The following is a 21128-nucleotide window of genomic DNA, read 5'->3' as shown; positions in this document are numbered from 1 at the left end:
ACATTCCTTTCTTTCATTATTTACATTTAAAGACAGAGGTGAACCTGCTTGTCAAGCTTAAGACTAATCGGAAATTACCTGGCTGTCATCTTCGGTTCGGCGATGATAGCCTGCGGCTTTAACCTGTTTCTCATCCCCCACAGACTGCTCAGTGGCGGGGTATCCGGTCTCGCCATGCTGGTGGGCTATTTTACACCGTTTAATATCAGCCTGCTATACCTGCTGTTCAATGTGCCCCTGCTGGTGGCAGGCTGGTTCCAGCTCGGCCGGAGATTCATCACCCTCAGCATCCTATCTGTAGGCGCCACTACCTGGCTGATGGCACTAATTCCCACAGCTACAGTGGCATCGGATATGCTGCTGGCCTCCGTCTTCGGGGGAGTGCTTGTGGGCGTCGGCGCCGGAATATCCTTCCGGGTCGGCGGTTCTTCCGGCGGGTTCGATATTCTTGGCTCGATTATCACGCGTTACCGCGACTTCCCCATCGGCAATGTGCTGGTGGGGTTGAACGGGCTTGTGATTCTCGCCGCAGCTTATTTTGACAACAACTGGAACCTCGCGCTCGCTTCTATGATATCCATCTATGTCAGCGGCAAGGTTGTTGATCTGATCCACGTCAGTCACATTAAAGTTACCGTATACATTGTAACTACAAGGACGGACGAGCTGCTGCAGCAGTTGCTCGGGCTACAGCGCGGAGTCACAAAGATCAAGACAGAGGGCGCTTATTCTCATGTGGAAAGGGACATGCTAATGACAGTAACAACCCGTTATGAGCTTGCAGAGCTGAAGCGGATCATCAGAACCAGCGATCCTCAGGCTTTTGTCAATATTGTGGAAACGGTCGGAGTCATGGGCTCATTCCGCAAAAGGTAAATCCTCAAAAGAAATGCGCATATATTGAATATATGATATATTAGAACCACGCAGGACCCTTAACAATTTCATGAAGATTGTGATTTACCCTCTTTTTTCCAAGCACTTCGTTTTCCGGGTGGACCTTGAATTTCAATTCAGTTCGATTCGAAAAAGGAAAGGGTGATTTTTGTGGAAATGGAAACGGTAAAACTGTCAGCAATCGTCATGAGATGGTATCCGGATATGATGCCTTTTCTAAAACAGGACGAATTGAATTCCGTAATCGTTCTGCGTGACGGTCTGAGTATTCTGGAGCCTGCCGATGCCATGGATATCATCCATTACAGCATTTGCGAGCATCAGAATTCTGCGTATCTTCATTAGCAAGCGCCAGATGTCAGATTTGGATAGTTGCCGCTTTGGATTCGGCCACGCGCCGGCTCCAGGCGGCATTTACTTTTTCAGGCAGAGTTTTAAAAAATCTGTACATCCCGTACGTAAACAACAAGAGCAGTATTTTACAGTCAAAATTACAGGGATTGTTACAAGTCTGTTCTTTTTGGAAGCTGCCGTTCCTTTATACTTAACGGGAATGTATATAAAGGGAGAGAATAACGAATGAACATCACCTGGGCTTTACTGATGATGGCTCTGGGGGGCGTTGGCGTTCAGCATAATGCGCAAGATGCCGATGTGGCAGCCGCACTGCAATCTGCCTCGAATCCCCCCATTGTCGCACAACACACCGAGAATTCTGGCACAGCAGCACCAGCACCATCTCCGGGCACCACACCGGGCACTGAGGCCTCGCCGGGAACGGATACCGCTTATACTGATCCACAGCCCGATGCTCCGAAAGTTAAAGGCATATACGTAACAGCGTACAGTGCCGGAGGATCCCGGATGGAATCCCTGCTCGCCCTGCTCGACAAAACTGAGCTGAATTCCATGGTCATTGACATCAAGGACGATGCTGGGTACATAACCTACAAAACGGATAACCCAGAGCTTAAGCAAATGGGCAACCCACAGCCCTTTATCGGAGATATCAACAAGCTGATGGCACGTCTGAAGGCGCATAATGTATATCCAATCGCGCGAATTGTTGTCTTTAAGGACTCCGTGCTGGCCAAGAAAAATCCGCAATTATCCTTTGTAAATCCGAACGGCTCTGTCTGGACCAATAAAGGCGGCGACAGCTTCGTTAACCCTTATAATCAAAATGTATGGAAATACAATGTAGACATTGCCAAGGAAGCCGTTAAGCTGGGCTTTAAGGAAATTCAATTCGATTATGTCCGCTTCCCGGAAGGCTTCGAAAAACGTGCAGATACGCTGAAATATACGAAAAGCGACCGTCCACGCGTCGAGATTATCTCCGATTTTGTCAAATATGCCAGATCGGAGCTTGGCCCGCTCGGTGTCCGCGTATCGGTTGACATCTTCGGTTATGCCGCTTCCGTCCCTGCTGCAGAAGGAATCGGCCAGGATTTCGTGAAGATATCGAAGAATGTCGATGTCATCAGCCCGATGGTCTACCCGAGCCATTATTCAACCGGGTGGTTTAATGTAAAGGATCCTGACAAAAATCCATACGCAACGATCAAAGGCTCTATGGTCGATACCCACAAAAAGCTCAACCCTCTAGGCAGCCGTAAGCCGATCATCCGGCCTTGGATTCAGGACTTCACCGCAAGCTGGCTTGGGAGCGGACATTATGTCAAATATGGCAAACAGCAGGTTGAAGACCAGATCCGCGCCATGAAAGAGCAGAATGTCGATGAATATCTGCTCTGGAACGCCAACAACCGCTACACAGCAGGCGTAGATTACGAAAAATAGGTTACAGCAATTATCTCTCATTAACATAATCATCATATACTTGATAAGGACCCGGCGTCTTGCTGGGTTTTTTATTGGGGATTATCCCCAGTAAAGAAAATATGGATAACGAGGCATACGCTAATGATACAAACTTATTCAATCAAGCAAAAAGCTGGGCAGTTCCTGCATATTTTGATTCCCATTCTTATTACACAAATTGCATTGTCAGCGATAACCTTCTTCGATACGAATATGTCCGGCAAATATGGTACGAGCGATCTGGCAGGAGTAGCCATTGGCACCAGCCTGTGGTTTCCGATTCAGACAGGCCTCAGCGGCATTCTTATGGGCATGACGCCAATCGTCTCCCACCTTATCGGCAGCAGGAAGAACAAGGATGTGGCATATCAGGTGACTCAGGGCATATGGCTCTCACTGCTGGTGTCAGTGCTTGTACTGGTAATCGGAGGCTTCGCTCTAACTCCTGTGCTTAACTTCATGAATTTAGAGCCGCACGTACGCGATATCGCCTTCCGTTTCCTGTGTGCTATCTCGGTTGGGGTGATTCCCTTATTCGGCTATACCGTAGTGCGCAGTTGCATTGATGCGCTGGGACAGACACGTGTCTCCATGCTCATTACACTGATTGCGCTGCCGGTGAATGTCGGGCTGAACTATCTGCTTATCTTCGGAAAATTCGGCTTTCCCCGCCTTGGCGGTGTAGGGGCCGGAGTGGCGTCAGCTATAACCTATTGGGTGATCTTTGCCATATCACTGCTCATTGTTTACCGCTATGAACCCTTCAAAAGCCTGCAATTGTTCCGCAGATTCTACGCTATGTCTATGCAGAGTTTCAAAGAACTGCTGAAAATCGGCGTGCCTATCGGCTTCTCTATTTTTTTCGAGTCGGCGGTTTTCTCGGCGGTAACGCTCCTCATGAGCCGCTTTGATACGGTGACTATCGCCGCCCACCAGGCAGCGATTAATTTCGCCTCAACGCTGTATATGATTCCGCTCAGCATCAGCATGAGCCTAACTATACTCGTCGGCTTTGAGAGCGGGTCCGGCAGATTAAAGGATGCCCGCCAATACGGAATTTTGGGAATTGGCTCGGCTGCTGTGCTCTCTCTGGCTACAGCACTGGTCCTGCTGTTCGCAGGGAACCATGTTGCCGGTCTGTATTCGGATGAGCCTGAGGTAATCGCACTAATCCAGCATTTTCTGATCTATGCGATATTCTTCCAGATATCCGATGCCATCGCTACCCCCACGCAAGGGGTACTACGGGGATACAAGGATGTAAATCCGGCCTTCATCATCTGTTTTGCAGCCTATTGGGTTATCGGTCTTCCTACAGGCTATTTGCTGGCTACCTATACGGATCTGGGAGCTTACGGCTACTGGATCGGACTGATCACAGGTTTAGCCATAGGGGCCATTCTGCTTCTGTCCCGGCTCGTCAAGGTACAGCGGCGTTACGCACTCCTCAAGTCAAAGAGTGTTTAAAAGTAACAAAAAAAGGAACAGCGCGGATCATTCCGCGACTGTTCCTTTTTTTGTTGATCTTCACAAGCAGCTACACGGCTGCAATGATTTTATTGAGAAAGACGGGATGCCAATTCATAAAGCTCTTTGTCAAAGTCTTTTTTGGTGTTTACAACCAAGTCGATATCCGTGAGCACCAATTCACCCTTGATGATTCCGCAAGCTTTGTCAGACTTACCTTCAATCAGCGAACGTACAGCGAAGTCGCCCAAGCGGCTGGCCAGATTGCGGTCTCCTGGAGTTGGGGTGCCCCCGCGTTGAATATGTCCCAGAACGGTAACGCGCGCGTCCAGAGAAGCGTGGCGGTCCTTCAGCGCCTGAGCCACATCTTCACCCTTGCCCACGCCTTCAGCAACAATAACAATACTGTGGCGTTTGCCTTTGGCAAAGTTATCGCGCATCCGGTCAGCTACCTCGTTCAAGTCATACGGCATTTCCGGCACCAGAATCGTTTCCGCTCCGGAAGCAAGGCCTGCATGGAGGGCGATGTCTCCGCAGTGACGTCCCATTACCTCTACAATGGATGAACGTTCATGGGAGGACATTGTATCACGGAGCTTGTTGATCGCATCAACAACGACTCCTACCGCAGTATCAAAACCAATGGTGTAGTCCGTGAAGGAAATATCGTTATCAATGGTACCCGGCAGAGCCATGGTGTTGATGCCCAGCTTGCTGAGTTTGTTGGCACCTTTGTAAGAACCGTCTCCACCGATAACTACCAAACCGTCGATACCCATTTCATTCAGGATATTCGCACCCTTTTGCTGTCCTTCAGGTGTCAGGAACTCCAGGCAGCGGGCAGACTGAAGAATGGTGCCCCCGCGCTGGATAATATCACCGACACTGCGCAGATCCATCGGGAAGATGTCCCGGTTCAGCAGGCCTTGATATCCGCGCTGGATTCCAAACACTTCAATGCCAAAGTAGATTGCACTGCGAACAACAGCGCGAACTGCGGCATTCATGCCCTGCGAATCTCCTCCACTGGTTAATACTGCGATTTTTTTTACGTTTGCCATCCTGTTTGTTCCTCCTTAAAATTGTGCATCTAATACATATGCTTGCGTATCCAGCGGCTGTTCACGAAGAAGAACAGTCTTGTCAGCGGACTTCTTCTCATCAGACGTTTGGATACAGAGCGAACCTCCCGCTGTTCGCTGACTTTTGGATCGGATAAATAAAGTGCCAGCAGCCCCTCGATGACCATGCGGTGCATGGAGGTCTCCGGAAGATTCTGGACGTCCCTGCGGGCCCACTCCACAATGGAAGCGATCCGATTCAGCATGGTATCAGTATTGTCATAATAATTGCAGAAATTGAGGTCTCCGCCAGCCCGGTCTTCGTCCTGGTCAATCAGATAATCCAGCATAATGTGCAGTCCACAAAGATGCGGAAAATACGCAGCACGAATCGAAGCCGATGCCGATGTGCTCAGCTTGGGGTCGCATGAAGCCAGAAAAAGCATAAATACGCCCAGGGTAGAACCCGTTGCGGCCGCAAACTCATTCCACTGCAGGTGCGGAGCACGTTTCCCTTCTTTCTCCCACCATTCCTTCAAGGCAGCTTCCCGGAGCTCTGGGCGGATGTGCTTATAAACCTGCAAATCCGTATACAGAACAGCTAAATCATGTATTTCTGCAGCAGCCGCAGCGTACCCCGGCAAAAGCGAGGTCATCTCCTGACATTTGCGGACAAGTCTGTGCAAGTATCCGCCGTCGTTCTGCTCGCTGCGCAGCGCATAATAATTGACAAGCTCAGCCTCGGGATTAATCGCGTCCAGCATGGATTGATGCAGCAGCCTGAAGTCGGCAGGGTCAAGCGAAGTACTGCGGTCACACAGGTTGTCCAGATAATCACTGATCGTTTGATAGGCAACAATTAGCGGAATCAGTATATGTCTCATCGACAAATTGCCGGCGGCATAGATCCCGCCGCCTTCGCAGTGAAACTGTTTGGTTTCAATGCTGGCAAGCGCTTGCTTCCGTAGCTCGGGATCGGGAATCCCCTCCGCATCTTCACGCCAGAAATGTAGACATTCCCGCACTTCCGGCAGCACGTACTTGTAGACCCTGTTCATCAGCCCAATCGGGCCGCGAGGGCTAAGGTAACGGCCTTGCTCAAATTCATTCAATGACAGTGCCTCCACATTGTTGTCTCCTTATCCAAATCACCATTATTATAATATGATCCCCACATTTGTACAAACAACAAAATCACTTTCGCAAAACCAGTGAAAGATTCTGAAATACGCCATTTTCCTCAAACATAGCTTCTATTCTATGTGATATACTAGGCGTATTTCATATTCAGAGGAGTGCAGGTTCATGTATTCAGGACGGACCGGCGGCCAGTACAGCGATCAGAACTGGCTGCGATCCTTTATGTTCACGGTTTATGGCACAAGCGTGCTGGTAGTTTCATATTTTCCGCTATTTTACACTCATCTGGGCTTCAGCAACCAGCAGGTAGGCGTCCTGTATTCCATCGGACCGCTGATTTCCATTCTGTCCAATCTGTTCTGGAGCATGATCAGCGACAGGCTGGGCACGATCAGGAAGATTATGGCCATTTTGCTGGCCGGACAATTGGTAACCGCTTTTATGCTGGCAAGGGCTGAGGATTTTTCAAGTGTTGTGCTTATTTTATCCCTTTTATATTTCTTCTATTATCCAATATTTCCTCTTGCAGATACGATGGCAATCAAAATCGCCCAGCGCCACGGGCGTAATTTCATTACCATCCGTGTATTCGGCTCGCTGGGTTACTCCTTTTTCGCGCTTACCATTGGATATGTGCTTAGAGCAGCAGGAACATCCTCAAGCATTGCGGTCTGTATCGTAATCGTTGCAATCGCACTGCTGCTTACTTTAGGACTGAAGGATGTCAAACGGACTGAAGATGACATCCCAAGCTCTCTCAAGTCCGCAGGCAAGCCGCCCAAGGGCGAAGGACTGAAGCAAATTTTGCTGCAAAAGGAAGTGCTGTGGTTTTTCGGCAGCGTTTTCGTGCTTGCGGTCGGCTATAGAATGAACGAAGCTTTTCTTACTATCAGCCTTAAAGAGATGCACGCCGGTGATGAGATAGTCGGCTGGGCGCTGCTTGCTTCGGCACTGAGTGAAATTCCGGTCTTTTTTGCACTTAGCAAATACGGCGATAAGTTCAAAGAGCTGCCGCTGCTCGCCTTTGCCAGCCTGATGTTTGCTCTGCGCTTTCTGTTCATGTCCCTGGCTAATGACCCCGTTGCCGTTATTGCCATACAGGCCATGCACAGCATTTCGTTCGGCACTTATTATGTGACGGCTGTCCGGTACATCACGCGGATCATCCCTGATCATCTCCGGGCAACAGGTATGGCGATCTTTACCGTCGTCTGGTCCAGCGCATCCGGTCTGCTTAGCGGCACATTCGGCGGGGTGATCTACGAGAATGCCGGACGCACAATTTTCTATATCGTGGCTATGTGCTTTTCGCTGCTGGCCTTCGTCGGTTTCCTGTCCAAGCATTTGCTGGATGATAACAGAATCGGGGCCAGGCGCTATTTCCGCAAAAAGAACAATTAGCCCGGGATTGTTCCCGGGCTCAGCATAAATAATGCGGCCGCTTACTTGCTCTACTGTTGCAAGTAAGCGGCCGCATCGGCTTGTACAGCTTCAAAACAAAAAAACACAGTTCCCGAAAGAACTGTGTGCTTTGAATTACTGGTTACCACTCATTTCAAGTGCTTGCCATATCAAATATATATTGGGACTGACAGAACAACTGTCCAGCCGTTTCTTATAATTTAACTACGTTAGCTGCTTGAGGACCGCGGTTACCATCAGTGATGTCGAATTCTACTGCTTGACCTTCATCCAAAGTCTTGAATCCGTCACCTTGAATTGCTGAGAAGTGAACGAATACATCTTCGCCGCCTTCTACTTGAAGAAAACCATAACCTTTTTCTGCGTTAAACCATTTTACTGTACCTTTCAAATGAACAACCTCCTAAAAATACCGCCATATATGACGTATGCTTACATTATACCCCAACTCTGCCTGCAAAGCAATCCATCATTTCCCTTCCCGCGTGATAATATTTGCTTTTCACTTCCCCTCTGCGTTATCATTGACCCAAAAGCCAAAAATCGCCAGGGTGGTAATGATAATGATCAAAAAACATGAAATATACAAAACGGACAAATGGAATATGATGACGGTGGAGGTTCAGGGCCGTTATATTGTCCTGCGCGAGATTTCCGATCAATGGGGAGAAGAAACGCATACCTTTATGAGCCGTCCGGCCATGATGGAATGGGTTAATAACCGCTTCAACAAAGAATCATATAAGGATAATGAGGAAGAGTACAAGAACATCATGGCTGCCTTCAAGCAGGTATAACTATGGGTAACGAGAGTCTGGCCATATTTGTAGTTGTCGTTCTCTGTCTCGGAGCAGTTCTGATTATGGGCAAGGACAAGGTGCCTCCCCGCCTGAAGCGGGGGATGGCCCTGACTGCGGTCATATTGATCGCCTTGGCTTTTATCTTCATTATTTATAGCTTGTTGGCATAACTTCCGCGGCATAGGACAAGTAGAAACGGCTACACCGTCCTTAAAAGGACGGCATCCGTTTCAGCGAGAAATATAAGGATAAAGTATAGCGTGAAACTTATACTTTCATATATTTTAAATAATCAGGATTTGGCAGGGCATACTAAGCCGACCTAAATTGTCAGGAGGCTGCCGTCAATGTCCTTTTTCGCCAAGTCCCTCCCGCTTCTGCTTGCCTTAAGCCTGCTGCCGGGCGATCCCGCAATGTCAGCAGCACCGCATAAGACTATGCCTACTACATCCCATCATCCGAGGAGGATTTCTATGGAACAGTTATTGAAAAGAAGTGAAGTGCCCGCCGAAAACCGCTGGAAGCTTGAAGACATGTTTGCCTCACAAGATCAATGGGATGCAGAATATAAGGAAGCAAAGGAGCTCATCAAGAGCGCCGCAGACTTCCAGGGCAAGCTGGACTCCCCTGAAGCGCTTAAGAAGTGCTTTGAGCTGGATGATAAGCTGTCCCTGCTGACCGAACGCCTCTATGTATACGCGCATATGCGCCAGGATGAGGATACGGCTGCGCCGGTCTACCAAGCCCTCTCCTCTAAAGCGAAAAAGCTTGGCGTTGAAGCCGGGGAAGCCCTTTCTTTTGTCACACCGGAAATTCTGGCTCTGCCCAATGAGAAGCTCGACCAGTTCATTGCTGATCCCGGCCTGAAGGACTATACCTTCACCTTAACGGAAATGAAGCGTGAGAAAGCGCATGTCCTCTCCAAAGTGGAAGAAGCGCTGCTCGCACAGGTCGGCAATATCTCTCAAGCGCCGCAGACGATCTTTGGCATGCTGAACAATGCGGATCTGAAGTTCCCTAAGATCAAGAACGAGGAAGGCAAGGAAGTGGAGCTGACGCACGGCAGCTACATTCAGTTCCTGGAGAGCCCGGACCGTGAGGTTCGCAAGAATGCTTTTAAGGCGGTCTATGAAACTTACGCCAAGCAAAAAAACACAATTGCCGCCACACTGAGCGCCAATGTGAATAAGAATGTATTTTACTCGCGTGTGCGCAAATATCCTTCCGTTCTGGAAATGTCACTCTATGGCGACAACATTCCTAAGGAAGTGTACACGAACCTGATCGACACCATTCATGAGAGCCTGCCGCTGATGCACCGTTACATGAAGCTGCGCCAGAAGCTGCTGGGCGTCGACGAGCTACATATGTATGACCTGTTCGCACCGCTGGTGGATGAATATAAGCTGGACATTACCTTTGAAGAAGCCAAGAAGATTACCAAAGAAGGTCTGAAGCCGCTCGGCGAAGATTATCTGGGTGTGCTTCAAGAGGGCTATGACAACGGCTGGATTGATATTTATGAAAATGAGAACAAACGCACGGGCGCCTATAGCTGGGGAGCCTACGGCACTCACCCTTATGTGCTGCTCAACCACAACGACAATCTGAACAGCATGTTCACCCTGGCACATGAAATGGGCCATGCCCTGCATTCCTACTATTCGGACAATGCGCTGAAATACCGGGATGCGCAGTATACGATTTTCCTCGCAGAGGTGGCTTCCACGACCAACGAAGCGCTGCTGATGGATTATCTGCTGAACAAGTCGACCGATCCGAAGGAAAAAATGTATCTGCTCACGTATTACGCCGACCAATTCCGTACCACCGTGTTCCGGCAAACGATGTTCGCCGAATTCGAGAAGATCATCCACCAGCGTGCCGAAGACGGCGAATCGCTGACTCCGCAGGATCTCTCGTCCATCTACTATGACCTTAACGTCAAGTACTATGGCAAGAATATGGTTGTGGATAAGGATATCGAGATGGAGTGGGCGCGGATTCCGCATTTCTACAACAGCTTCTATGTCTATAAATATGCTACCGGCTTCTCGGCGGCAACCAGCTTCGCCAAGCAGATTCTGGAGGAAGGCAAACCGGCGGTGGACCGTTACCTCGGCTTCCTGAAAAGCGGCGGCAGCGACTATTCGATCAATATTCTATCCAAGGCGGGAGTCGACATGTCCTCTCCTGAGCCGATCCGTGAAGCTATGAGTGTGTTTGAGAGCGTGATTGAGCAGATGGAACAGTTGACCAAATAAGGCATAAAGCATAGTATTACCGTAGTCCCCTGCCCGGTGCGGGCAGGGGATTTCTAGTGCCACCACGTTCAGAGGAGGAAGTTATTTGAAATTGCAATGGTCACTAATATTAGGTCTGATCTTCGCCCTGCTGACAGCCGTTTTTGCAGTTATCAATGTAGATCCGGTTCAGGTTAACTTTTATTTTGATCAAGTCAGCCTTCCGCTGATTCTGGTTATACTCGGCTGTGCGCTAATCGGCGGGGTTATTGTCGGGTCCTACGGAATTTTCCGCCAATACAAGCTGCAGAAGCAAATCAAAGTGCTTACGGCAGAGCTGAACAAGCTCCGTGACGCGGGCAGTTCCTTGGATGCCTTGCCGAACCTTAAGGACAATCTTACCTCAAACAACTTGCCTGAGCTCTAAGATTATACAAAGAACAGGAGGACTATACCTTGCTTACCATTCAACCTAATGAAGAGTACATTTTATCCATACTAAAAAAACTGCTCGATACCCCCAGCCCCAGCGGCTTTACAGCACAAGTCATGAGTCTGGTCGCTGAGGAGGCGGCGGCACTGAACGTGCCACTCAGCTGGAACGAAAAAGGCGGAGTTATTCTCAGCGTTCCCGGGCTTGACCCTTCACGCACCATCGGCATCAGCGCCCATGTCGATACGCTCGGAGCTATGGTGCGTTCGATTAAGTCAAACGGCACACTGCGCCTAACCTCGGTCGGCGGCTTTACGATGAACAGCATCGAAAATGAATACTGTGTCATCCATACCCGCTCCGGCTTAACCTACACTGGCACCATTCTGACCAGCCACCCTTCGGTCCATGTGTATGCAGATGCGAGGGATTTCAAGCGGGCGGAGGAAAATATGGAGGTGCGCATTGACGAACTGGTCTCAACCAAGGATGATGTGCTGAAGCTCGGCATCTCAGTCGGCGATTTCATCTCCTTCGATGCGCGGGCAGTGATTACCTCAAGCGGCTACATCAAGTCGCGCCATCTCGACGATAAGGCCAGTGTTGCCGCATTGCTCGGCCTGCTGGAAAGCATGAAGCGCGAAGGCTGGAAGCCGCTGCACAATCTCTCCCTGTTGATCTCGAATTATGAAGAAGTAGGTCACGGCGCAGCCTGGATTCCCGGCGGGATCAGTGAGATGATCGCCGTCGATATGGGTGCTATGGGCGATGATCTGAGCTGCAAGGAGACCGATGTCTCCATCTGCGCCAAGGATTCCTCCGGCCCATATGATTACGCCATGACGGGACAGCTGATTGAGCTGGCGAACAAGCTGGCGATTCCTTTTGCGGTGGATATTTATCCGCAATACGGCTCCGATGCCTCCGCAGCGCTGCGGGGCGGGAACAACATCCGCGCCGCACTGATCGGCCCGGGCGTGCATGCCTCCCACTCCATGGAGCGCACCCACAAGCAAGCCGTGCTAAACACGGCGAAGCTGCTCGCCGCATATGTGGGCGGGAACTGAAGCCGTCTTCAGCAAGAAGTGGCGGGGATGGCTGCGCAAGCCATACCTGGTTGCCGCAGCCGTTCTGCTGGGGATAGCCATCACCATAGCTGTGGTGATGCTGGCTCATTCGCATAAGAAAGAGGCCTTTGACGGCCTGCCTCACAAATACAGCTACTTGCAAGCGGACAGTTCAGGCAAGGCAAAGCTACATATGATGCTGGTCGCGCCGGAAGACATCGTGCTGCGCAAAGCCGGCACGCCACTGCGCCCTATTGCCGCATACGGAATTAACGGAGGCTTCTTCTATGGCAGCGATCTCCTGTCGGTGGCAATTATGAATGACCGCCCGGTGAACGGAGCGCCAAGGGCTTATGGCTCTGGCTGGTTCAACGCCAAATATCCGCGTGGAACGCTCGTTTGGGATGGAGCCAGCGGCACATTATCGGTACAGGTTGTCTCCTCTGGAGACGAGCTGGAGGTTAGTGACCGCGGGCATTATTGGGCGCAGGGCGGCATCAGCATGAATCTGCAGCACGAGGAGCTGTGGCAGACAGCTGCGGCCGCAGAGCATCTTCCCTTTGCGGACGAGCAGCGGATGCGCTCAGGGCTGGTCTACGCCCGGGACGGGAAGCTGTGGCTGATCGTCACGCAGGCGCGCTGTACGGCAGAGGAATTCCGTACAGCCGTTCTGGAGACTGTCCCCGGCGAGGGACGGGAAGGCATCTTCCTCGACGGCGACGGCTCCTCACAGATGAACGCCGACGAGGCTGTGCTGACCGGCGATTCACGACCGGTCGTGCAGATGATTGCCGTAGCAGGAGCGGAGCAGCCGTAGGATGTAGGTTATATGCGGTACGGATTCAGTGATCTTGCGCCGAAATCCGTACCCTTTTTCTAATATCAGAGGGGTCAACAGATGCGCTTAGCCGCATGTCTGATACCGGGGATCGGTATTTTTTTTATCCCTGTTCAGAATCCGCAGTGTCGTTCCTGACTTGGCAATAAGATAGCGGACACTCTCCGAGTCTTCTTCCTCTATTCCATCCACCGACAGAACGGCTGTCAACCTAATTCGCGTAGCATTTCGCTCTGTTACTCTGATGCGCAAGGGAACAAAGGGAATAACGCCAGTATCACCTACAATAACGTAAAGCCTACTGTTCCTCGAAACGGTCTGCAGATTGCAGAACATTCTGCCACTCATCGCGATTCCCCAGTATTTCCGGAAGTAAGCGATCACCTTGGCCCTTGTGCTGAATTTCAGCGGCAGCCGCTTATACTCTACCCCGTCCACTGTGATAACCCTGTTCTCATCAGCAGAATCATACACATCGAACCAAACCCTCTCCGCAGCGGTTATGAAGGCTTTCAGTTCACTGTCCGTTTGGGTTGCTCTCACCATTAATATCTCCTCCTCGCAATATAGTATTACAAGCTTGGTAATGCGCTTGTGTACTAGTCCACGAGGAGACACTCATTGTAGGGTTGCAAAGAGAGCAGTAGAAGGGGACCCAAGAACATAAAACGGCTGTGCCGTCCTTTAAGAGATGGCACAGCCGTTATGACCAAATAAGAGAGCGATTTATTTCCACACCTGATCCAGCTTATCCGAGTAGAACAGAATGGCTTTCCGGTAGCTGGCGATGCCTTCGTTGGAGGAGGTCTCTGCGAGCAGCGTCAGCAGCAGCTTCATCGCTTCGCTGTGTTCGCCCAGGTTGTGCAGTGTCATAGCAAGGAATACAGCAAATTCCTTATTCTGCGGAAATTCGCCGATGCCCTGCTCCAGCACCTTCCTTGACTGAGCGTATTCCCCGAGCGTTCTGTAGGTACTGCCAAGTCCGAGCAGCGCACCCATCCGCTCTTCCGGGGGCAGGCCAAGCGACAGGGAACGCTCATAATAGGGAACAGCCTCCCGTTCCAGGCCCAGCACATCATGGGTCCAGGCAAGCTGATAATGCAGCTCAGCATTGCCCTCATCCTCTGCCAGAAGCCGAAGCAGCAGGCTTCTCGCTTCCTCGGCTTGACCGGCACTGCGCAGGGCGACGGCAGTTTCGATTGAATGTGCCATCTAAGCCTTCCCCGCAATCTTCTCTGCAAGCTCATTAAGATACGTCCAGCGCTCCATCAGGCGCTCCAGCTCCGCTTCTCCCTGCCGCTGCTGCTCTACCAGCTCCTGCAGCTTAACGGAGTCAGCAAAGGCCGCCTCCATCTGTGTGCTGATGTCCGCAAGATGCTGCTCAGCCAGTTCGATTTGCTCGTCAATGCCCTCAAATTCCCGCTGTTCCTTGAAGGTGAACTTCAGCTTCTCTCTGGACGAAGGTGCCGACGCAGCACTTTGTCCCTGCTCTGGCGTTGAGCCGCGTTTGCCGGTTCCCTCATCCTTGGCGGCTTCGCCGCCACGGGCCGGAACATTCTTGGCCAGCCATTCCTCATATTCACTGTAGTCTCCGACATGGAGCCGGATGCTTCCATTCTCAAAAGCAATCAGCTTATCCACGGTCCGGTCCAGGAAAAACCGGTCATGGGATACGGTGAAGACAACACCGGGAAACTCCTCAAGATAATCTTCCAGCACGGCAAGCGTGCTGATGTCCAGATCGTTGGTCGGCTCATCCAGCAGCAGCACATTAGGCGCACCCATCAGCACCCGCAGCAGATACAAGCGTCTTTTCTCACCACCCGAGAGCTTGGCGATTGGAGTCCATTGCATCGCCGGCGGAAACAGGAACCGCTCCAGCATCTGGCCCGCTGTAATGACGCTTCCATCGGCCGTGCGGATAATCTCTGCTTCCTCCTTGATGTACTCAATAACCCGCTGGGTATCATCCATCTCCTGGTGCTCCTGTGTGAAGTACCCCAGCTTAACGGTAGCTCCAAGCTGAACCTCACCGCTATCCGGCTGAAGCTTGCCGGCAATCAGATTCAGCAGTGTAGATTTGCCGCTCCCGTTCGGACCGACAATCCCTACCCGGTCCTGCGGAACGGCGATATAGGTCAGATCCTTAATCAGCGTCCGGCCGCCAAGCACCTTGGTCAGATCCTTAAGCTCGATGATTTTCCGGCCAAGACGTGTTGAGGCCACGGAAATATCCAGTTGGCTGGCTGAAGCAGGTCCCTGGCTCTCCTTCAGCTTCTCAAAGCGGTCGATTCTCGCCTTCTGCTTCGTGGAGCGGGCTTTGGCCCCGCGCCGGATCCAGGCCAGCTCGGTGCGCAGCAGATTTTTGCGTTTCTGCTCCGCCGAAGCCTCACGTTCCTCGCGTTCGGCCTTCAGCTCCAGAAACCGCGAGTAGTTCGCTTCATAGCGGTACAACTGTCCTCCATCTAGCTCCAGCATGACACTGGCTACCCGTTCCAGGAAGTAGCGGTCATGCGTTACCATCAGCAGCGCGCCGCGCCGTTTCTGCAAATATTGCTCCAGCCAGGCTACGGAGTCCGTATCAATATGGTTGGTCGGCTCATCCAGAATAAGCAGCTCAGACGGTGTGATCAGCGCCGCCGCTAACGCCACACGCTTGCGTTGGCCCCCTGAAAGTGTCTCCATCCGTGCATCGAACCGGGTGATCCCGAGCTTCGTCAGCACCGTTTTGGCTTCACTCTCCAGTTGCCACGTGCCTGCCGCGTCGATGGCTTGCCCTATCCGCACCAGCCTGCTCTCCAGCTCGGGGCTGCCTGGGCTTTTTTCCAGAAGAGACATCGTTTCCATGTATTCCCGCATTGTCGCAAGCTCTGGCTCGTCTCCGGCGAAGACCTGCTGCAGCACGGTATTATCCGGCTCATACGGCGGATTCTGCGCCAGATACTGCACCCGCACCGCATTTCCGATGGCGATTTGCCCGTCATCCGGAGAATCCAGCCCGGCGATAATCTTCAGAAAGGTTGATTTACCCGTGCCGTTCACGCCGATGACACCAATCTTGTCCCGGTCATCCATGCCAAACGACGCATCACGGAACAATATTTTCTCCCCATAGCTTTTGGAAAGATGTTCCACGGTCATAATATTCATGCTCTGTCCTCGCTTGCCTTATATTTTGAAACCGGAGTTCACTACAGCTTACGATTCCTCCGGTTGATCTCCCAGTACCATGTTCAGGCTGCCGATTGCCCCCCGGATAAAAAGGCCGGCTGCAAATTTCACCCTTTTGTGCGCATCCTCCTCCGTAAAGGAGAGGTCGAACAAAATATCCATCTTGAGCCGGTCCAGCATGCCAATGTACGACTGCGCCATTAGCTCCGGCTCGGATGCCCCGCCTTCCAGCAGCACTTTCACCACGGCCTGCATGTACTCTTCCATAAACAGCGCCATGTAGGCCACCAGCTCCGGGTTGTTGTTAGGCGCCCGAAAAAAAAGCTTCGTATGCTGCTTGCGCTCATAATAATAGAAAAGATGATGCTCCGCAATCACCGACAGCTTCTCTGTCAGGCTGCCGGAAGCGAGCAGCTTGCCCTCAAGCTGCTGGAGGAAACCTTCACAGTCGCGGCGTGTAACAGCCAGGAACAAATCTTCTTTATTTTTGAAATATAAATATACCGTGCCCTTGGCAATACCCGCACGTTCCGCCACTTGTGACATCTTCGTTTCGTAGAAGCCTCCTGAACCGAAGAGCTCATATGCGGCATCCAGTATCGCTGTATGCTTGTGAATGGATGCACCGCTCACCGGTTCACCTCCTCAAAGATTGCGTGTCTAATCTTACAACTGCATGCATTAACAACCTGGCGGCTGATGCCGTCAAATACTGCCGATCAGCAGGGCTACAACGCCGCCGAGGATTGAACTGGCCGCATTAACCGCGTCATTGTCCATCCAGCGCCAGCCCCGGGCGTACACGGTAGGCTGCCCGCAATGCCGCGAGGCCTCCACCTCGCGGCCGCACACGGTGCAGCGGTTCATCCGCTGCACGGTTGCGCCCAGAATCGAGTCGGCGAACGCGCCGGCGAGACCGCCCAGGAGTCCTGCCAGCGTGAGCAGCAGGAAGGAATGGTCCGGCATGCCCGAGGCTGCCCGCAGCAGCCAGGAGGCAGCGCCGATCAGGGCGCCGCCTGCTGCTGCGGCCAGGGTTCCCGGCAGCGAGACGCCGCCGGAGGTGCCGGGCGGCAATAGCCGCCCCGTTAGCACAGAACGGGGCGGCTTCTTGGCGAGCGTGCCAATTTCCGTTGCCCACGTATCTGAGGTTACAGTAGCCATAACGCCGATGAACAAATACCCCCATATTTCCAGAGGATATATGGCGTTCAGCAGCACCAGCAGCATACCCAGGCCGCCGTTGGCGAAGACCTGGCCTGCGTCCCGGCGTCCTGTTTTGTCATAGGTGGCTTCCAGCTCCGCCTTGTTCTCATGGTGAAGCTTCGAGAGCAGGCTGGAGGAGATGAAGAACAGCAGCAGAATGCCGAACCAAAAGGCATTCCCTGCTCCAAAATAGATCGTTCCCATCGCAATCGCCGCCAGCATGCCGGAGAAGCTGAGCGACTGCTTATAGTAAGCAGCCCCAGCTACCAGGAGAGCACCACAGAAGCCGATCCCCCATCGCAGCACTTCAATTACCGCCGGCATCGCTAACCGATCAGGCAGGTACCCAGCAGGGTATCGCCCCAGTATAGCTCAAACGAATCGCCAGACACAACAGGGCCTACTCCGGCAGGAGTACCGGTATAAATGATATCATCTTTGCCGAGTCCATAGCGGGAGGCAATGAAATCCACAATTTTTTGCAGCGAAAAAATCATGTTCTTCACATTCCCGCGCTGCACCTCCACGCCGTTCTTACGCACAGTGAAGTCCGTGGCTTCCAGCTCTTCCGTTTCGGGAAATGCAATGTATGGAGTCAGCGGGGCAGCGTTCTTGAACCCTTTTGCAGGCGTCCAAGGCAGGCCTTTCTTCTGCAGATCATTATGCACATCACGAAGGGTGAAATCGAGGCCGAGTGCCATCACATCTACAAGCTCCTGCACGCTCATTCCAGGCACGTAGTCCCGCGCAATCCGCAGAACAATCTCACCTTCATAATGAATAAGCCCGGCATCCTTGGGGAGCTGAATGACCGCCTTATCGAGGGGAACTGCCGCATGGGATGGCTTCAGAAAGATCAGCGGCTCCACCGGCACCTTGTTGCCCAGCTCCTCCGCATGTTGTCTATAGTTGCGTCCAACGCAGTAGATATTGTTAACATCAGCACACATTGTTCTTCAGCTCTCTTTCTCGGCGATTTAGAGTTCATTTAGACTTCCAGAAACGTATCGCCCCATATATCCGGACGGTTCGTACAAATCATTATTTCCGAAGACATCTCGGCCAAACGGCGCATTTCCTTGGCTTTGTTCACCGTCCAGGCCATAATTTTTACCTCCCGCTCGACAAGCAGGTTCGCCAGAGCCGAATCCAGCCGGTCGAAGCTGATAGACAACATAGAGCAGCCCAGTTCCTGCAGCTTCCCCGCCGGATCACCGCCTCTTGAGTCGTAGATCAGTCCGGTCTGAAAACGGGAGTCCAGTTCTTTGCTCCGCTGCAGCGCTCCGGCATCGAATGAGGTCAGCACCACCTTATCGCGCATGCCCAGCGAATTGACAAGATCAATGACCGCCTTCTCCAGGCCGGGATACATCTCTCCGCTGGTCTTCAGTTCAATGTTCAGGTGCAGCCTGCCGGAGGCCAGCGCAAGCACCTCTTCCAGCGAAGGAACACGTTCTCCGCGAAAAGCACGCCCTTTCCAGCTTCCCGCATCGAGGCGCCGGATATGCTCGTTATCCATATCCTTCACCTTGCCGTGCCCGTTGGTCGTCCGGTCCAGCGTAAAATCATGGATCACAACGGGCACGCCGTCCTTCGAAAGCTGCACATCAATCTCTATCCAGCGGACAAACGGCAGAGCCATCGCCATACGGACCGCAGCGAGCGTATTCTCCGGGGCTTTGCCGGAAAATCCGCGATGGGCAACGCACATATTTTTCATCATAAGAGCACCTCTATTTACCGGCTTGAACAACACTGCCATCATTGCCGATCTTCACCAGACCCGAGGACAGAGCTTCAACCTTATGCAGCAAAAGCTGTCCGTCCACCTCGTTCATCGGCACCGGCTGGCCCAGCTCGGCATCCATCGGATTCAGCTTCAGCGAGCACTGGCCTGTAATATTGCATTCTGCCTGAAATATAGCAGTTTCCCAGGTAGATTTAACAGAGGAACGCGTAAAAATAAAATTCCCTGTGCTGTAAGCGATCCACTTGCCCTTGTAAGGCTCAATTCCCTGCAGCACATGCGGATGGCCGCCCATAACCAGATCCGCTCCCGCATCAATAAAGCTGTGGCCCAGCGCCTGTTGGGTCTTATCATACTGCTCCATGCGCTCTTTGCCCCAATGCACCACCACTACCACCAGGTCGGCTTGTTTTTTGGCTGCGGCGATGGCCTTTAATGCCTCTGCACTGTCATAAACCGAGGCAACCCCCGGTTTGTTCGTTCCGGCCATCCAGTCACTGCGGGGCATCACACGCGTGAAGCCGAGCAAGGCGATTCGGATACCCTGGCGTTCAAAATACTTGGCAGTGTATGCTTCTGTGGTATTCGCCCCGCCCCCTACATAGGGAATGCCCCGGCTCCTCAGATGGCTAAGAGTATCCAGCAGCCCCTCTTCCCCTTGGTCAAGGGTATGATTGTTAGCCAGATTGACTGCATCCACGCCGGCTGCCTTCAATGAATCCAGCGCCTTCGGCGCTCCCTTGAACACAAACTGCTTGTCTGCGGCGCCAACACCACCGGTGGTAATCGGCGTCTCCAAATTGAGAATGGTCAGATCATCCTGCTTGAACAGCCCATTCAGAGCGGCGTAGGAATAATCGTAGCCTTTCTTCTCCAGCAGTTCTCCGACCTTACCTGAAAAGATAACATCTCCGGCAAAATTAAGCTTAACCGTCTTCCCGGCGGCGTCCTTCGGCAGTCCGGAAACAATACCGCTAGCATCTGTCCCCCCGCTCGCGGCTGCATCATCCGTAGGGACGCTGCTGGCCTCCGGCGTCTCTGAAGCGCTATCCGGCCCCGGGGATGGGGATGGCGAAAGCTCCGGTGTTTGCTCCGGAGAAGGCTCTGAAGTTTGCTCTGGCGAAGACTCCGGCGTTGGGGTTGCCGAAGCTCCAGGCTGAGCGGTGGCGGCCTCTGGCCCAGCCGCCCCGTTATCCGGTGAAGGCGAGCTCACCGCTTCGGCGGCTGGCGGCTGCAGTTCGCCGCTTCGACCGTTATCGCCGATAAAATAATAGGCTAGCATAGCAGAAATCAATAATAGCAGACTTACATTCAACCATATCCAAGCCGTTCTGCGCCTTTGTCTGCTTCTGCGCTTCTGCTTTTGTCTGGTACGTGATCGCGGCGGATACATGGTACACGCAAATCTCCTTTACCCGTAAATTGTTTCTATTATAGCATAAGTCGGACTCCCTCCTCCAAATAGACAGTTATCAACGGCACATCAGTCAGAACACTTTCACTGGAGGTGAGCTTGAAAGGACAAATTTACCGGTTCGGGCTCCAATAACGGCATTTTTGCCGTTGTTGCTGAACAAATTTACCGGTCGGGCTTCAATAACGGCATTTTTGCCGTTGTTGCTGAACGTATCTACCGGTCGGGCTTCAATAACAGCACTTTTACCGTTGTTGCTACCCAAATCTACTGGGCGGGCTCCAATAACAGCATTTCTACCGTTGTTGCTGAACCAATCAACCAGTCGAGCTCCAATAACGACATTTCTGCCGTTGTTGCTGAACCAATCAACCAGTCGAGCTTAAATAACGGCATTTCTA

Annotated in this window: 24 protein-coding genes; 12 read left to right on the top strand and 12 right to left on the bottom strand. The window is 52.1% G+C overall.

Annotation, left to right across the window (positions count from 1 at the left end; genetic code table 11):
* The first annotated feature begins 48 nt into the window (after nt 1-48).
* The 5 genes from AC0LWN_RS06510 (at nt 49) to AC0LWN_RS06490 (ending at nt 4188) form a co-directional block, all read left to right on the top strand.
* Entirely contained in the window at nt 49-876 is an 828-nt protein-coding gene (locus AC0LWN_RS06510) for a YitT family protein (RefSeq protein ID WP_458963175.1), read from the top strand.
* A gap of 177 nt (nt 877-1053) precedes the next feature.
* Entirely contained in the window at nt 1054-1242 is a 189-nt protein-coding gene (locus AC0LWN_RS06505) for a hypothetical protein (protein ID WP_175374354.1), read from the top strand.
* Nucleotides 1243-1252: 10 nt separating this feature from the next.
* Nucleotides 1253-1480 carry a hypothetical protein gene (locus tag AC0LWN_RS06500; RefSeq protein ID WP_458963174.1) on the top strand — a complete coding sequence of 76 codons (228 nt, stop codon included), beginning with the start codon at nt 1253-1255 and terminating at the stop codon, nt 1478-1480.
* Nucleotides 1477-2700, top strand: a complete 1224-nt coding sequence (locus AC0LWN_RS06495; protein WP_474663764.1) for a putative glycoside hydrolase — start codon at nt 1477-1479, stop codon at nt 2698-2700. The genes AC0LWN_RS06500 and AC0LWN_RS06495 overlap by 4 nt, the downstream gene beginning before the upstream one ends.
* 123 nt (nt 2701-2823) lie before the next feature.
* Nucleotides 2824-4188: an MATE family efflux transporter gene (locus AC0LWN_RS06490; protein WP_474663763.1), complete on the top strand. Its 1365-nt coding sequence runs from the start codon at nt 2824-2826 to the stop codon at nt 4186-4188.
* Nucleotides 4189-4277: 89 nt separating this feature from the next.
* Here AC0LWN_RS06490 and pfkA read toward each other — a convergent pair whose 3' ends face one another.
* The gene (pfkA, locus tag AC0LWN_RS06485; RefSeq protein WP_474663762.1) at nt 4278-5249 is read right to left on the bottom strand and encodes a 6-phosphofructokinase; all 972 of its coding nucleotides are present in this window, start codon (nt 5247-5249) and stop codon (nt 4278-4280) included.
* A 29-nt stretch (nt 5250-5278) separates the two neighbouring features.
* Entirely contained in the window at nt 5279-6361 is a 1083-nt protein-coding gene (locus tag AC0LWN_RS06480; RefSeq protein ID WP_474664150.1) for a tetraprenyl-beta-curcumene synthase family protein, read from the bottom strand.
* A 193-nt stretch (nt 6362-6554) separates the two neighbouring features.
* Between AC0LWN_RS06480 and AC0LWN_RS06475 the strand changes: the two genes are divergently transcribed.
* On the top strand, nt 6555-7790 hold the full coding sequence (locus tag AC0LWN_RS06475) for an MFS transporter (protein WP_474663761.1): 1236 nt from the start codon (nt 6555-6557) through the stop codon (nt 7788-7790).
* A gap of 214 nt (nt 7791-8004) precedes the next feature.
* Here the strand turns inward: AC0LWN_RS06475 and AC0LWN_RS06470 are convergent, their stop codons facing one another.
* Nucleotides 8005-8202, bottom strand: coding sequence for a cold shock domain-containing protein (locus tag AC0LWN_RS06470; RefSeq protein WP_019911834.1), 198 nt, complete (start codon nt 8200-8202; stop codon nt 8005-8007).
* Nucleotides 8203-8374: 172 nt separating this feature from the next.
* Here AC0LWN_RS06470 and AC0LWN_RS06465 point away from each other — a divergent pair, with 172 nt between their 5' ends.
* The 6 genes from AC0LWN_RS06465 (at nt 8375) to AC0LWN_RS06440 (ending at nt 13171) form a co-directional block, all read left to right on the top strand.
* Nucleotides 8375-8608, top strand: coding sequence for a hypothetical protein (locus tag AC0LWN_RS06465; protein ID WP_458963169.1), 234 nt, complete (start codon nt 8375-8377; stop codon nt 8606-8608).
* A gap of 2 nt (nt 8609-8610) precedes the next feature.
* A complete protein-coding gene (locus AC0LWN_RS06460) occupies nt 8611-8781 on the top strand; it encodes a hypothetical protein (protein WP_458963168.1) in 171 nt (56 codons plus the stop codon).
* Nucleotides 8782-9084: 303 nt separating this feature from the next.
* The gene (gene pepF, locus AC0LWN_RS06455; RefSeq protein ID WP_458963429.1) at nt 9085-10875 is read left to right on the top strand and encodes an oligoendopeptidase F; all 1791 of its coding nucleotides are present in this window, start codon (nt 9085-9087) and stop codon (nt 10873-10875) included.
* 85 nt (nt 10876-10960) lie between these two features.
* Nucleotides 10961-11281, top strand: a complete 321-nt coding sequence (locus AC0LWN_RS06450) for a LapA family protein (protein ID WP_474663760.1) — start codon at nt 10961-10963, stop codon at nt 11279-11281.
* A 29-nt stretch (nt 11282-11310) separates the two neighbouring features.
* Nucleotides 11311-12354, top strand: coding sequence for a M42 family metallopeptidase (locus AC0LWN_RS06445; protein ID WP_474663759.1), 1044 nt, complete (start codon nt 11311-11313; stop codon nt 12352-12354).
* Nucleotides 12338-13171 carry a hypothetical protein gene (locus AC0LWN_RS06440; RefSeq protein ID WP_474663758.1) on the top strand — a complete coding sequence of 278 codons (834 nt, stop codon included), beginning with the start codon at nt 12338-12340 and terminating at the stop codon, nt 13169-13171. The genes AC0LWN_RS06445 and AC0LWN_RS06440 overlap by 17 nt, the downstream gene beginning before the upstream one ends.
* 87 nt (nt 13172-13258) lie before the next feature.
* On the opposite strand, the gene AC0LWN_RS06435 is transcribed toward AC0LWN_RS06440, so the two are convergent.
* From AC0LWN_RS06435 to AC0LWN_RS06395, 9 genes are all read right to left on the bottom strand, one after another.
* The gene (locus tag AC0LWN_RS06435) at nt 13259-13738 is read right to left on the bottom strand and encodes a DL-endopeptidase inhibitor IseA family protein (protein WP_474663757.1); all 480 of its coding nucleotides are present in this window, start codon (nt 13736-13738) and stop codon (nt 13259-13261) included.
* Nucleotides 13739-13918: 180 nt separating this feature from the next.
* Nucleotides 13919-14404 carry a tetratricopeptide repeat protein gene (locus tag AC0LWN_RS06430; protein ID WP_474663756.1) on the bottom strand — a complete coding sequence of 162 codons (486 nt, stop codon included), beginning with the start codon at nt 14402-14404 and terminating at the stop codon, nt 13919-13921.
* Nucleotides 14405-16342, bottom strand: a complete 1938-nt coding sequence (locus AC0LWN_RS06425) for an ABC-F family ATP-binding cassette domain-containing protein (protein WP_474663755.1) — start codon at nt 16340-16342, stop codon at nt 14405-14407.
* 48 nt (nt 16343-16390) lie between these two features.
* Nucleotides 16391-16996 (bottom strand): TetR/AcrR family transcriptional regulator, encoded by a 606-nt coding sequence (locus AC0LWN_RS06420; protein ID WP_474663754.1) that lies wholly within the window; start codon nt 16994-16996, stop codon nt 16391-16393.
* Nucleotides 16997-17068: 72 nt separating this feature from the next.
* Entirely contained in the window at nt 17069-17869 is an 801-nt protein-coding gene (locus tag AC0LWN_RS06415; RefSeq protein WP_474664148.1) for a DUF92 domain-containing protein, read from the bottom strand.
* Nucleotides 17870-17892: 23 nt separating this feature from the next.
* Entirely contained in the window at nt 17893-18516 is a 624-nt protein-coding gene (locus AC0LWN_RS06410) for a fumarylacetoacetate hydrolase family protein (protein ID WP_458963160.1), read from the bottom strand.
* 38 nt (nt 18517-18554) lie between these two features.
* Nucleotides 18555-19286 (bottom strand): glycerophosphodiester phosphodiesterase, encoded by a 732-nt coding sequence (locus AC0LWN_RS06405; RefSeq protein ID WP_474664146.1) that lies wholly within the window; start codon nt 19284-19286, stop codon nt 18555-18557.
* A 13-nt stretch (nt 19287-19299) separates the two neighbouring features.
* The gene (locus AC0LWN_RS06400; protein WP_474663753.1) at nt 19300-20706 is read right to left on the bottom strand and encodes a CapA family protein; all 1407 of its coding nucleotides are present in this window, start codon (nt 20704-20706) and stop codon (nt 19300-19302) included.
* A gap of 94 nt (nt 20707-20800) precedes the next feature.
* Nucleotides 20801-20992: a hypothetical protein gene (locus tag AC0LWN_RS06395; protein WP_474663752.1), complete on the bottom strand. Its 192-nt coding sequence runs from the start codon at nt 20990-20992 to the stop codon at nt 20801-20803.
* Nucleotides 20993-21128: the final 136 nt, after the last annotated feature.

The organism is Paenibacillus sp. sgz302115, from assembly GCF_056120445.1.
The sequence above is the reverse complement of the archived record's forward strand: the minus strand, read 5'-3'. Positions and strand labels throughout refer to the sequence as shown.